The sequence below is a fragment of the Mycobacterium hainanense genome (genome assembly GCF_041890355.1).
Classification (GTDB): Bacteria; Actinomycetota; Actinomycetes; order Mycobacteriales; family Mycobacteriaceae; genus Mycobacterium; species Mycobacterium hainanense.
The window spans coordinates 1,694,060-1,706,566 of record NZ_CP169059.1; the positions used below are offsets into that span (position 1 = coordinate 1,694,060).

Sequence of the window (12,507 nt, forward strand, 5' to 3'; positions counted from 1 at the left end):
GAAGTCAGCGGCGACTGCCGAGGTGCCCGGGATGCGGACTCAGGCGCTATCCCTTACCTCTCGACCGCAGAGCCGTTCAACTCCGCGCAGGAGTGCGGAGTGGTCGAGGCTTCCGTCACCGTTGGCCCGGGCGGCGGCCACGAGTTGAGCAACGAGGGAACCGACAGGGCTGATGGCGCCGACGTTGCGCGCTGCCTCGGCGAAGATGCCGAGGTCTTTGTGGTGCAGGTCTATGCGGAAGCCTGGAGCGAAAGACCTGCTCAACATGTTGTGGGCTTTCTGATCAAGTACCGCTGATCCGGCGAGGCCTGCGCTGAGGACGTCGATCGCCGCGTGAGTGTCCACACCATGCGCTTCGAGGAAGACGAGCGCTTCGGCGAGAAGTTGGATGTTGCCCGCGACGATGAGCTGGTTGGCGGCTTTCAACGTCTGTCCTGAGCCGCAGGGCCCGACGAGTGCGGCGTGGGCGCCGACCGCTTGCAGCACCGGTTGCGCCGCCGCGAAGTCCTCGGGGCTGCCGCCCACCATGATCGAGAGTTCGGCGTTGATGGCACCAACCTGGCCGCCCGAGACCGGGGCGTCGATCATCCGGAGGCCGCGCTGGCGCGCCCGGCTGGATAGCGCGCGCGTGACGTCGGGCCGAATGCTGGAAAAGTCGATGATCAGCGCACCCGGTTGGGCATTCTCGAAAACTCCACCGTCGTCGGTCAGCACGGCTTCGACGTCGGGGGAGTCGGGCAGCATGAGGGCGACGGTGTCGGCGTGCTGGACCGCGTCGGCGATGGACTCGGCGGCAACACCGCCGGCGGCGACGAGGTCGGAAGCTCGGTGAGGCGATCGGTTGTATCCGACCACGTGATAACCCGCGCGGACGAGATTGACCGCCATGGGACTGCCCATGATTCCGAGACCGATGAAGGCGACCGCACTCACTAGGACCCTCGCTTTTTCTGTGATTCAACCGATTCGGAGTGGCAGACCCGGGTCAGGTGCGAAAGAAGCTCACTAATGCCGCGGCGGTCTCGTCGGGCAGCGTTTCGGGGATGAAATGTCCCGAAGGCAGCGTCATCGTGGTGACAGTTGCAGCACACTGGGCTTGCCAGAGGACGTGAGCGTCGAAAAGGCGGTGCACTGCTCCGTTCTCAGCGGTCAGAACCTGTGTGTCGCAGGCGATCCGATGTCCGCGATCGCGACTGCGTTGATCGTGTTCGAGGTCGATGCCAGCGCTGGCCCGGTAGTCCTCGGCGGTGCTGTGTAGCGTTTCGGGAGTGCAGAAGGCGCGTTCGTACTCGGCAATCACATCGCGTTCAAGGTAGTCGTCGTTCCCGCCTGATAGTTGTCGCAGCACGATGGCGAGGTAAGCGGCCGGGTTGCCTCCGATGAGAAGTTCGGGCAGTGGGGCGGCCTGAATGAGCAGGAACCAGTGAAAGTAGGCGGTCGCGAACTCTTGGTTGGTGGCCCTATACATGTCGAGGGTAGGGGCTATGTCGATTAGAGACAGCTTCCGGACTCGCTGTGGGTGGTCCAGCGCCAGGCGGGCCGCAACGCGCGCCCCGCGGTCGTGCCCACAGAGGTAAAACGACTCTCGGCCCAGTTGATCCACGACCGCGACGAGGTCGTTGGCCATGGTCCGCTTGCTGTAATTGCTGTGATCGGGTAACCCGACCGGTTTGGCGGAGGCGCCGTAGCCGCGGAGGTCGGGTATGACCAGGAAGTAGCGGTCCCGCAGCCGGTCGGCGATGTGGCGCCACATCAGGTGGGTCTCGGGGTAGCCGTGCACGAGCAGTAGTGCGGGTCCGTCAGGGTTGCCGCCCCACCGGGCGTAGATGGCCGTTCCGTCGATATCGAAGGTACCGACGTCGAACCCGGAGAACCAGCGCGAATCCGGTTGTTCGACAGCGTGTTTTGGGCCTAGGTGGTCGCCGGGTTGGGCGTTGTCGACCACGTTCAGTGCGGCTCAGCGAGTAGAACCGACGATCTCATGACGATGGCCCTTTCGTGAGTGATGCGAGCTGCGAAACCGGGATTTCGGTGTGGCCGATGGTCACCGGCTGATGTGTTCCAGCAGGCGCTTGGACCAGGTGTCAGGCGACTCGAGTGGGCTGAAATGGCCGCAGTTGTCGAGGTATTCGAGGGTGAAGTCTGCGTAGAAGTCATCGAGGGTGTCGCTCCATGCCTGCGGAAACAGCGGGTCCTGGTCGGGCCACAAGATGGTGATGGGCTTGGAGAACCTGCCGTCGCGGGCCGGTGTTGTCTCGTTTGCGTAGTAGGTGATCGGGTTGCCTTCAGGGTTGCGGAACCACAGCACACCGGCCAGGAAAGCTCCTGGTGCTGAATGGTTGTCGGTCAAGTGGTCCAGGAGGTCGTCGACAACGGTCGATCCGGGCGCCGACCAGTTCACGAGGTTCTCCTTAAGTGCAGCGCGGACAGCCTCGGGCTTGCCGTCGATGATTTCTTCGACCAGCTCGGATTTGTAAAAGATTGCGTGCACGAACGCGTTCACCGCGTCCTCTTCAAGGATCCGTCGCCCAACACCGAGGGTGGGCGGCGCAATGACCAGTGACCGCACCAGGTCGGGTCGGGTCGCAGCGATCGTCTGCGCGGTGAAGCTGCCGATGTCGTATCCACCTAGCACCGCGTTGCTGATACCCAGCTCTTCGAGCAGGGCGATGACGCCGCCGACCTGGCGGCTGAGAGCGTAGGCGGTTGGGTCCTCTAGGTGCTTGTCCGACTTGCCGTAGCCGCGCAAGTCGATGGCTGTGACGTCGGCGTGCGCCACGAGCTGGGGGATGACCTTGGAGTACTCCCGGTGGTCGCCGGGGTTGCCATGAATCAGGACGACCGGGACACCTTGCCCGGAGCGCTCGTAATAGAGCTTGAACCCATCGTGTTCGGTCGAGTAGGGCACGGAACTTTCCTCCATTCAGCGCACCAGCGCCGCCGCGATCGACGCGCCCCGCGACGGTGCCACCACGAAAAGGATCTATTAGGAACCGGTCTCGGATCCCACCAGTGATCGTACGAGCCGCCACCGAGGTCTGCTCGCTTTTCTGGCTGGAATCGATCGCTGTCCGACTCGTTTGCCCGTTATGTTGCCTTCCGGGCGCTGGCGTCCGGACCACCCGGTTGCCGGTGGTCTCGCCGACGCATACGGCCAGGTTACCCAGCGGGTAACCAGCCCATGAGCAGTCGCGCCCGGGCCGTCGTCAACCCAATGTCACTCCACGGATACCATGGCCGCGCTCATCGCCCAATGCAGGTACTCGGAGCGTTCTGGTTGGTCGACGGGTCGGTGTTGAGGACGATGGCCATTGCCGAAGATCTCCTTCCACCTCATTGGCGACCTGCCTGGTGCGTGGTTCGCCGAGACACTCATCGCCGGAAGCGAATTCCCGCGTCTACGCTCGTTTTGCAGGCGGCTGAGTGCCAACCACGACGCGATCGATATCGGAACGCGCGACGATACGTCGCAGACTCCCCGGTCCCGAGACCATACGTGCCGGCCTTAACTGTTCCCCGCCTTGAGCAGGACGCGGTCGATAATCAGCGCATTCTGGCGGAGAAGGGTAATCTCAGGGTGCCCGTGCCCGTGCCCGTGCCCGTGCCCGGAACGGGCGACGCGAGCTCTCGGTTCCGATGCCGAGGCCGCGTTCTCGAAGGTCTGCGACATTGTCACGGTCTGGGCTATCGAAAACTCTTGCCACTGGATTGCAGAGGAACAACCCGAGACACACGTGCTGCGTTCGCGCGAATTCATCGACTCAGCCGATAGCAACCCGAAGGGCGGGTAAGGAATGATCATCTTGAACGTTTTCTTCGACGTGGCTCAGGAGCACGAAGCCAACTTCCTGAAACTGTTGAACCACATGGTGATCGAGTCCAATAAGGAAGTCGGTTGCAGCCTTTATCAACTATGGCGCAACGCCCACGATCCGTACAGCTACGTCCTCGTCGAACACTGGGCCTCGCAGGAGAGCCTGACCGCCCACGGCAAGACACCCCACTGGACCAATTTCAACGAGACTGTTAACGGATACCTCAAATCTGACTACGAGGAGCATCATTACCACGAAATTCCACGCTGAGCCCGAGCGTGCGAGCCTATTAAGAACGAGCCGCCGAGCCGCTGGGCCCGCAACGCCATCGCCGAGTGATTCACGCAGGACCTCTCCGAACGGAGCGAACGTCGAGTGTTCGAGTTCGCCGGTCAAAGCGCGTACAACGCCGGCAGGTTAACGACGATCGCCTCCTGGCTACTCCGGGCAATGACTAACTCTGCCGGCGTGTTCGGGTCGGGATTCTCCTCACGATGCGGCAGATGCGGTGGGACGAACACGTAATCGCCTGGGTCAGTCCGGACCCGAACCTCACCCTCGCCATCGAAGAAAACAAACTCTGGGTGCCCGCTGCGGACGTAGATCATCGTCTCAGAATCACCGTGGTGATGGTTGGCCGAGACGCTGCCGGGCGAGGCGACGGTCTCTCCCATCCACAGCTTCTGGCTGCCGACTGTGGATCCACTCAACGCAGCGAAGCGCTGCATGCCGTCGGTTTGCGCCGTGGTCGCATCGAGTTCGGTTGATTTGACGTGGCGCACGCGATTTTGTGGCACGCGATGCGTGGGATCGGGTGCGAGATCGGGATGGAATCCGTCGAGGCCGGCCATGGACCTTAGCCTAGACCTGTACCGGGTCCAACAGGGGTCCGTCGGGGACGAATTCAGGAGAATCATCGATCATCTCAAGTCAGCGCAGATACATCTGCAGAGAGTAGCTTCCTCATCAACCCTCGCCGGTCAGCCGTTGACCGCCTGCTCGCGCGCCCACCGGTAGTCCGCCTTGCCCGACGGGCTGCGCTCGATCGCCGCCCGGAACACGATCGCCTTGGGGAGCTTGTACCGGGCCAGCGATTGCCCGGCGTGGGCGACCAACTCGTCGGCGTCCGCGCGTGCGCCCTGGGCCAGGGCGACCACGGCGACGACCTCCTGGCCCCACCGCTCGCTGGGCCGCCCGGCGACCACCACGTCGGCCACCGCCGGGTGGGACGCGATCGCGGTCTCGACCTCCTCGACGAAGATCTTCTCGCCGCCCGAGTTGATCGTCACCGAATCGCGGCCGAGCAGTTCGATCTTGCCATCGGGATGGTGGCGTGCCCGGTCGCCGGGGATCGCATATCGCACCCCGTCGATGACGGGAAATGTCTTGGCGGTCTTGGCCGCATCGCCCTTGTAGCCCAGTGGGACGTAACCGCGTTGGGCCAGCCAGCCCATGCAGTCGTGGCCCGGCTCCAGGATGGTCGTCAGATCCTCGGCCGCCACGAACGTGTCCGGGCCGGCGTTGAAGATGCCCGTCGACACCGCCCCGGAAGTGGACATGTGGTGCATCTGCGCGCCGGTCTCCGAGGACCCGACACCGTCGACCACGATCGCGTTCGGCAGGACTTCGATCAACCGTTGCTTGACGAACGGGGTGAGCAACGCGCCCCCATTGGCCACCACGGCAAGCGACGACACGTCCGCGATGCCCTTCTCGATCGCGGCGACCAACGGGCGTGCCATCGCGTCACCGACCACAGTCACCACGCTCACGCGCTCGCGCTCGATGGTGCGGACCACCTCCTCGGCGTCGAGACGATCGACGACCGAAGGGAAGACGACGGATTGCCCGGTCGTAATCGCCGTCATCACGCTCCACTGGGCCGCGCCGTGCATCAGCGGGGGCAGGATCATCAACTTGGTGCCGGAGCCCGCGAGCACATTGGCCGCGATCTCGTCGACGGACCCGAACGGCTCGCCGGTCATCAGGTTGCGGCCGCCGAAAGAGGTCATGAAGATGTCGTGCTGGCGCCACAGCACGCCTTTGGGCATTCCCGTCGTCCCGCCGGTGTACAGGACGTAGAGGTCGTCGGGTGAATGCTGCACCGGTGGCGGTTCGGGTACGCAGGACGCGAGGGCGCTCTCGTAATCCACTGCGCCGTAGATCAAGTCGTTGCCGGAGTCGTCGGCGATCTGAATTAGAACCCGCAGCTGCGGGAGGTCCGGCAGGATTTCGGCCACCCGTGGCGCGAACGCGGCGTGGTAGATCAGCGCGGTCGCCCCCGAATCCGCCAACAGATATTGCAGCTCGCTCTTGACGTAGCGAAAGTTGACGTTGAACGGGGCGACTCGGGCTCCGAAGGTGCCCAGTAGCGCCTCGACGAATTCGTTTCCGTTATAGGCGTAAATGCCGAGGAGGTCCTGGCCGGTCTCATGGCCGGGGAGGCCGGAGCGTTCGGTGTGGCACCCGAGCCCGCGGGAATGCAGGTATGACGCGAGCCGGTGCGACCGCTCGATCACCCGTGCATAGCTGTATCGCCGTTCACCCTGGATCAGCAGCTCCCGGTCGGGAATCGCGGCCGCAACGGCCGCCGTGACGGCGGGGACCGTGAATTGTGTTGCTGTGTCAGACATCAGGCCTCTCAGGGCTGGTGGGGAAGGAGACGGACCATCAGGCCGTTGGCCTCGGTGAGCAGCGTGCCATCAGCGGCCGTCATCGTAGCGGAGATGAAGATCTTCCTGCCCTCGATGTCGGTGATGTGTCCGTGGGCGGTGAGCGGCTCGTTGATCGGCGTGATATTGCGGTAGTCGACATGCAGGTAGGCGGTGCGGGTCGGGGGAGTGCCGGCGGTAGAGACCACCATGCCGAACAGCCAGTCGTAGAACAGCGGGATCATGCCGCCGTGCACGGCGTTGTTTCCGCCGACATGGGCGCGGGTGAAGTGTCCCGCCATTGTGACGCCATCGGGACCGGATTCCGTGATGCTCCAGGGTGGCAGGAGCGGATGGCCCAGGCCGGGCAGCTCGATGACGCGGCCCGCCGGCGCCATGCCCTCGGGCACCTGGTGACCGTCCAGCAGGGCGCAGGCGTCTTCGACGAGCCGTGCCGCGCCGGTCCATGCCGAGGCGTCCGGATTGCTGGCGAGGGTCAGATCCTGCAGGCGGCGCGTCGCGGCGACGAACCGGCCCAGCCCGGGCGGCGCGTGTTCGGCCGGCCTGATGTCGGGAAATCCGCCGCGAACACCCGGTGTGGTGTCCGTCATCGCGGCGTCCACATGCTCAGCAGCGCGTCGGGGGTGGTGATGGTCGCGAGCAGCGAGACGGTGTTAGCCAACTTCGGTGTCATGCCGGCACTTCGTAAAACTGTTTGGCCCACTTCCGGAGCGCCATATAGCCTTTCGCGTCGACCTTAGATAGCGCCGGATTCTCAACGTATTTCTGATAACGCCAGATCTGCAGATCGTCGAACACGGTGGACAGGAACTGCTTCTCGATGATGTCGCGCAGCTTGCCTTGCGGTACGTCGCCGGTGTTGCCGGGGACCCGCGGCCACCAGATCGAGTAGAACAAGTCCGAACACCCGTCGTCGACCGGCGTGCAGGCGAAGATCAGCCGATGATTCTGCGCCCCCTCGAAGACGCTGATCGCCCCGCCCAGGCCGAACAGGTGGCTGTGGAACCGCAGCGCCAGATCCTCCGGGTTGTCGCTGCGCGTGTCGGGCCACCCCGCGACGAACTGCCACTCGTGATCGACGACCTTGTAGTCCAGCACCCGCGGGGTCACCGTGGCGTGGTGCACGTATTCGAAATGGGCGCTGTCAGGGGCGTTCTCCGCGACAATCTGCGGATGCACCGGTTCGCGCTCCGCGCGCCGGGAGAACTCCGGGTACGCGCGGTAGTAGGCCGCGGAGTCGGTCTCGAACTGCGGAAACTTCTTGAAGATGTCCGGCATCTCCCACTGCGGCTCCTTGCCGTCCGGCTGATGCCAGATAAACACGCAGTCGTATTGCTCGCGCACCGGGTACACCCGCAACCGCAGCGCGCGGTTGGGGCGATCCGGTTGATAGGGGATGTATCGGTTGGTGCCGTCCGGGCCCCAGCGCCAGCCGTGGAAGGGGCACTCGACGCAGTCGCCCAGCACCTTGCCGCCGTGGCCGAGGTGGGCGCCGAGGTGTTTGCAATGGGCTTCGAGAACATGCAGCTCGCCGGAGTCGTCGCGGTACGCGACCAGGTCCTCACCGAAGTATTTCAGCGGCCGCACCTCGCCGACGGGGAACTCGGGAGACCATCCGACCATGAACCACCCGGTGACCTTCCAGGTGAAGGGCACTTTCACGCTAAAGACTCCGATCGCCCGATACTAAATCCGTTACAGTATAGATTTCAGCAGTCCGGCCCGTGCACGGCAAGGAGTGAAGTGACTCAGACCGCCCCGTTGGTCGCGCCGACGGTGCCGATGGACCGGCCTCGCAACGGGTGGTACACCAGCTGGAAGCTGGCCTAGGTGAGTGCCATGTCAAGGGTGACGCGTGGACTGGGGATAGCCAGGGAGGCGACCCGCGAGCTCGGCATGCTGTTGCCCCGGACGGTGGCCGGCCTTAACGAATCGACCGGCTGGGCCCCGGTGTCGCCGCGGGGCGTGCGGCAGTTCGGTGAGGTCATGCTGGACGAGCTTGTGCTGAGCGGCTTTTCGCTACTCGGCGGCAGTCCGGAGGCGCTGCGACCGCTGGCCGGCTGCACGGCCGCAGCCGAGGAGTTGGCCGCGTTAGGCATCGACCGGGCGCACGGGGAACCGATGCCGCTGCGCGCAACCTCGTTGCAGCGGCGACGCATCGGCAATTTGGCGTACGAGCGGATGGCGTTCGAGCACGATCCGGCGTTGCCGACAACGCTGCAAGCCGCGGGCCTGGGCGGTCCGGCCAGGGCGGTGGTGCATTTGTGCCGGCACACCGACGGCCCAAGACCGTGGCTGATCTGGGTGCACGGCGCCGGTCAAGGCGGCACCGAAGACCTGCTGCTGACTCGCATCGGCCGGATACATCACCAGTTGGGATTCAACGTCGCCTTGCCGGTGCAGCCCGGTCACGGTTGCCGGCGCCGGGAATGGCCCGCCTACCCCGACATGGACCCCTTGGGCAACGTCGCCGGCATGATGCGCTCGGTGTCGGAGATCCGCGCGGTGGTGCGGTGGGCACAACCACAGGCGAGTGCGGTTGTGGTGGCCGGTGTCTCGATGGGCACTCCGGTCGCGGCGCTGGTATCCCACCTGGAGAGGCAGATCGATGCGGTGGCGCTGTATACCCCGATCCTGGGGCTGAATGCGATGATCGCGCGACACTTGGGGCGCTGGGGATCGTCGCGGGCCGGATTCCGCGACCTGCTGGCCTCCCCGGAGGTGGGGAAGCTGACCTCGGTGATCGACCCGTTGCGGGTGGATCCGGCACCGCCGCCGCATCGCCGGCTGATCGTCGGGGCCTGGCACGACCGGATGGCGATGCGCGACCCCGCGGTCGAATTGCAGCAGCGCTGGGGTGGCCAGCTCTACTGGTATGACGGCAGCCACGTGGGGCACATCTTCTCCCGGCGGGTGCAGAAGGTAACCGACCGGTTCCTGCGCGAGGTGGCCGGCTGATGGCGGCTCCGCGCTCGGCGCGTGAGGTGGTCGAGCTCTACAACTTGGTCGTGTGGAACCAGCAGAACCTGACCCTGGCCGAGGAGCTGTTCGCCGACAAGGTGATTCGGCACGGGGTGGGCGAGGCGCACACCCTCACCCGCGAACAGGCGGTCAGCCGGGTCAGGGACGTCTGGGCGATGTTCGACACCTTGCGCTTCGATCTGAACGTCGTCGCCGCCGGCGACGACGGCGAGCACGTCGCCATCGTCTACGACTCGTCGATGACCACCGAGGACGGCACCAAGACGAACGTCGCCAGCATCGAAGTCTTCCGCGTCATCGACGGGAAGATCACCGAGGTCTGGAATTGCGGCTATCAGCAAGGAGTTTGGACTTGAGCGAGCGCACTCTCGATGAATTGGGCTACTACCTGCTGGCCGGCGCCGGCGGGGAGGGTCCGGCGACGCTGCTCGACGAGGCCCGCCGCGGCGAGCAGCTCGGCTTCGGCACCGCGTTCATCTCCGAACGCTGGAACGTCAAAGAGGCGTCATCGCTGACGGGGGCCGCGTGCGCCGTGACGACCCGCATGCAGATCGCCACCGCGGCAACCAATCACAACACCCGCCACCCGCTGATCACCGGATCGTGGGCCACGACCATGCACCGGCTCTCCGGCGGGCGCTTCACGCTCGGAATCGGCCGGGGCATCGCGGCGATCTATGGCGCGTTCGGCATCCCGGCCGTCACGACCGCGCAAATGGAGGACTGGGCCCAGGTCATGCGCCGCCTGTGGCACGGCGAACTGATCTTCAACCACGACGGGCCGATGGGCAAGTACCCGATCCTGTTCCTCGACCCGGATTTCAACGAGGACATCCGGTTGGCGCTGGTGGCTTTCGGGCCCAAGACCCTCGACCTCGGGGGCAGGGTCTTCGACGACGTCATTTTGCACACCTACTTCACGCCCGAGACGCTGCAGCGGTGTGTCAAGACCGTCAAGTCGGCGGCCGAGAAGGCCGGCCGCGACCCGGACAGCGTGCGGGTGTGGTCGTGCTTCGCCACGGTCGGTGACCACCTTCCCGAACAGCTGCGGCTGAAGAAGACCGTCGCGCGCCTGGCCACCTATCTGCAGGGGTACGGCGATCTGCTGGTGCGGACGAACGATTGGGATTCGGCTGTGCTGCAACGCTTCCGGGAAGACCACGTGGTGACGTCGATCGCCGGCGGGATCGACCACAAGGCCACGCCCGGGCAGATCGAGCACATCGCGACGCTCATCCCCGACGAGTGGCTGGAACCGTCGGCCACCGGATCCGCCCAGCAATGCGCGGACCGCATCCGCACGGAATTCGACTACGGGGCCGACGCGGTGATCATGCACGGTGCCACGCCCGACGAACTGGAGCCCGTGGTCGCGGCCTACCGGGCCGGCGCCGCTTAGCCCGCTAGGGCAGGATGACGGTCCGGCTCACCGGCTCCGCCGCGGCCTGCCGGCTGGACAGCCCGCGAAGCAGAGCACCGAGTAAGGCATCACGCGTCTCGCGGGGATCGATGAGTTCGTCGAATCCCAGATGCTCGGCCGAGCGATAGGACGCCTGCAACTCGGCGTCGCGCAGCTTCGCGGTGATGTCCTCACCGGCGTGCGTCGCCCGGCCCAGCGCCGCGGCGCTCATGGCGCCCATGGTCGCGCCCGGGTAAGCGAACGTCGCGCTCTGGTGGTCGAAACCCAACAGCGACATGACCATCGAGCCGAATCCGTATGCCTTCCGCAGGGTGACGTGCAGCTTGACCGTGGTCGCCGCCGTCTGCGCGGCGAACATTCGAGCACCGGCGCGCAGCACGCCGCTGCGCTCGGACCGACTGCCGGGCAGCATGCCGGGGTTGTCGGCAAGGAACACCAGCGGCAGGTGAAACGAGTCGGCCACCATGATGAAATGTGCCGCCTTGTCGGCCGCGTCGGCGTCGATGGAGCCGGCGAGCACGTTGGGCTGATTCGCGACGACCGCGACCGGGTGGCCACCGAGATGGGCCAACGCGCAGAGTATCGCCTTGCCATACTGCGGTTGCACCTCGAACCAGTCGGGCCGGTCGAAGACCACGTCGAGCACGGCGCGCATGTCGTAGACGCGGCGGTTGTCGCGGGAGACGATGTCGAGCAGTTCGGGCGTCGCGCGCGGCTCGCTGTCCTCGTCCGGCGGCAGCTGCGCCGGGTACGACCACGCGCTCGGCGGGAAATACGACAGGTAGCGCCGAATGTCGGCGATCACTGCTTCGTCGTCCTCGGCGATGTTGTGGATCACCCCGCTCGGCACGGCGGTGCCGGGCCCGCCGAGGTCCTCCTTCGAGATCTCTTCTCCGGTGGACTCTTTGACCACCGGGGGCCCCGCGGTGAAGATCGCGCCCTGGTGGCTCATGATCCGGAAGTCGCAGACCGGGGCGACGAGGGCGCCGTGTCCGGCCGACGGGCCGAGCACGGCGGCGACGGTCGGTACCCGCCCCGAGCACTGCGCCTGGGCGAGCAGGTCGGTGGGGGCGCGGCCGTAATGTCCACCGCCAGGGCGAAAGCCGGCGCCTTCGAGGAGCATCACCAGGGGAACCTTGTCGCGCAGCGCGAGTTCGGCAATGCGGTAGCGCTTCGAGTTGCCGCCGGGACCGATGCTGCCGGCCATGGTGGTGAAGTCCTCCGCCCCCAGCATCACCGGTGAACCGTTGATCAACCCGGAGCCGACGACCAGCCCGTCGGCCGCGATGTCGCCTCCGACCAGCGTGCCGATTTCGCGAAAGGTCCCCGGGTCAAGGAGCCGCTCGATGCGCGCCCGGGCGTCGAGCTTGCCCTTGCCGCGGTGCTTGTCGAGCCGTTCCGGACCACCCATACCCCACGCGTGCCGGCGCCGACGGTCGAGGTCGTCGAGCGTCTCCTGCCAATCGGGAGGTTTCGTCATGCTTCTTTCCTACCTTCGCGGGTTTCGAGGCGCGCGCCTGGTCGATGGTGGCGATCTCGCTGCGCCCGGCAACGCCGCGCTTGTGATCTCCACCAGATCTGCAGGGTCACATACTGGATTGCTTACTGTAAAGTTACC

The 12,507-nt window shown here is 65.5% G+C and carries 12 protein-coding genes; 4 read left to right on the forward strand and 8 right to left on the reverse strand.

Going from position 1 to position 12,507, the window contains the following annotated elements; genetic code table 11:
* Positions 1 to 39: 39 nt before the first annotated feature.
* The 3 genes from ACEL92_RS08085 to ACEL92_RS08095 form a co-directional block, all read right to left on the reverse strand.
* Positions 40 to 933 carry a 2-hydroxy-3-oxopropionate reductase gene (locus ACEL92_RS08085; RefSeq protein WP_374025088.1) on the reverse strand — a complete coding sequence of 298 codons (894 nt, stop codon included), beginning with the start codon at positions 931 to 933 and terminating at the stop codon, positions 40 to 42.
* A gap of 52 nt (positions 934 to 985) precedes the next feature.
* The gene (locus ACEL92_RS08090; RefSeq protein ID WP_374025089.1) at positions 986 to 1,945 is read right to left on the reverse strand and encodes an alpha/beta fold hydrolase; all 960 of its coding nucleotides are present in this window, start codon (positions 1,943 to 1,945) and stop codon (positions 986 to 988) included.
* 99 nt (positions 1,946 to 2,044) lie between these two features.
* The gene (locus ACEL92_RS08095) at positions 2,045 to 2,923 is read right to left on the reverse strand and encodes an alpha/beta fold hydrolase (protein ID WP_374025090.1); all 879 of its coding nucleotides are present in this window, start codon (positions 2,921 to 2,923) and stop codon (positions 2,045 to 2,047) included.
* 880 nt (positions 2,924 to 3,803) lie between these two features.
* On the opposite strand from ACEL92_RS08095, the gene ACEL92_RS08100 reads away from it, so the two are divergent.
* A complete protein-coding gene (locus ACEL92_RS08100) occupies positions 3,804 to 4,085 on the forward strand; it encodes a putative quinol monooxygenase (RefSeq protein WP_231977686.1) in 282 nt (93 codons plus the stop codon).
* Between the two features lie 122 nt (positions 4,086 to 4,207).
* On the opposite strand, the gene ACEL92_RS08105 is transcribed toward ACEL92_RS08100, so the two are convergent.
* From ACEL92_RS08105 to ACEL92_RS08120, 4 genes are all read right to left on the reverse strand, one after another.
* Entirely contained in the window at positions 4,208 to 4,666 is a 459-nt protein-coding gene (locus ACEL92_RS08105) for a cupin domain-containing protein (RefSeq protein WP_374025091.1), read from the reverse strand.
* Positions 4,667 to 4,795: 129 nt separating this feature from the next.
* A complete protein-coding gene (locus tag ACEL92_RS08110) occupies positions 4,796 to 6,448 on the reverse strand; it encodes an acyl-CoA synthetase (RefSeq protein WP_374025092.1) in 1,653 nt (550 codons plus the stop codon).
* A gap of 8 nt (positions 6,449 to 6,456) precedes the next feature.
* Positions 6,457 to 7,077, reverse strand: coding sequence for a PaaI family thioesterase (locus ACEL92_RS08115; protein WP_374025093.1), 621 nt, complete (start codon positions 7,075 to 7,077; stop codon positions 6,457 to 6,459).
* A 79-nt stretch (positions 7,078 to 7,156) separates the two neighbouring features.
* Positions 7,157 to 8,149, reverse strand: coding sequence for a Rieske 2Fe-2S domain-containing protein (locus ACEL92_RS08120; protein ID WP_374025094.1), 993 nt, complete (start codon positions 8,147 to 8,149; stop codon positions 7,157 to 7,159).
* Positions 8,150 to 8,326: 177 nt separating this feature from the next.
* On the opposite strand from ACEL92_RS08120, the gene ACEL92_RS08125 reads away from it, so the two are divergent.
* From ACEL92_RS08125 to ACEL92_RS08135, 3 genes are read left to right on the forward strand one after another with little or no spacing between them, the layout of a single operon-like run.
* Positions 8,327 to 9,445: an alpha/beta hydrolase gene (locus ACEL92_RS08125; RefSeq protein ID WP_374025095.1), complete on the forward strand. Its 1,119-nt coding sequence runs from the start codon at positions 8,327 to 8,329 to the stop codon at positions 9,443 to 9,445.
* The gene (locus ACEL92_RS08130; protein WP_374025096.1) at positions 9,445 to 9,825 is read left to right on the forward strand and encodes a nuclear transport factor 2 family protein; all 381 of its coding nucleotides are present in this window, start codon (positions 9,445 to 9,447) and stop codon (positions 9,823 to 9,825) included. The genes ACEL92_RS08125 and ACEL92_RS08130 overlap by 1 nt, the downstream gene beginning before the upstream one ends.
* A complete protein-coding gene (locus tag ACEL92_RS08135) occupies positions 9,822 to 10,868 on the forward strand; it encodes a TIGR03857 family LLM class F420-dependent oxidoreductase (protein ID WP_374025097.1) in 1,047 nt (348 codons plus the stop codon). Before ACEL92_RS08130 ends, ACEL92_RS08135 begins: the two co-directional genes overlap by 4 nt.
* A gap of 4 nt (positions 10,869 to 10,872) precedes the next feature.
* Here the strand turns inward: ACEL92_RS08135 and ACEL92_RS08140 are convergent, their stop codons facing one another.
* Positions 10,873 to 12,369, reverse strand: a complete 1,497-nt coding sequence (locus ACEL92_RS08140) for an acyl-CoA carboxylase subunit beta (protein ID WP_374025098.1) — start codon at positions 12,367 to 12,369, stop codon at positions 10,873 to 10,875.
* Between the last annotated feature and the right edge of the window lie 138 nt (positions 12,370 to 12,507).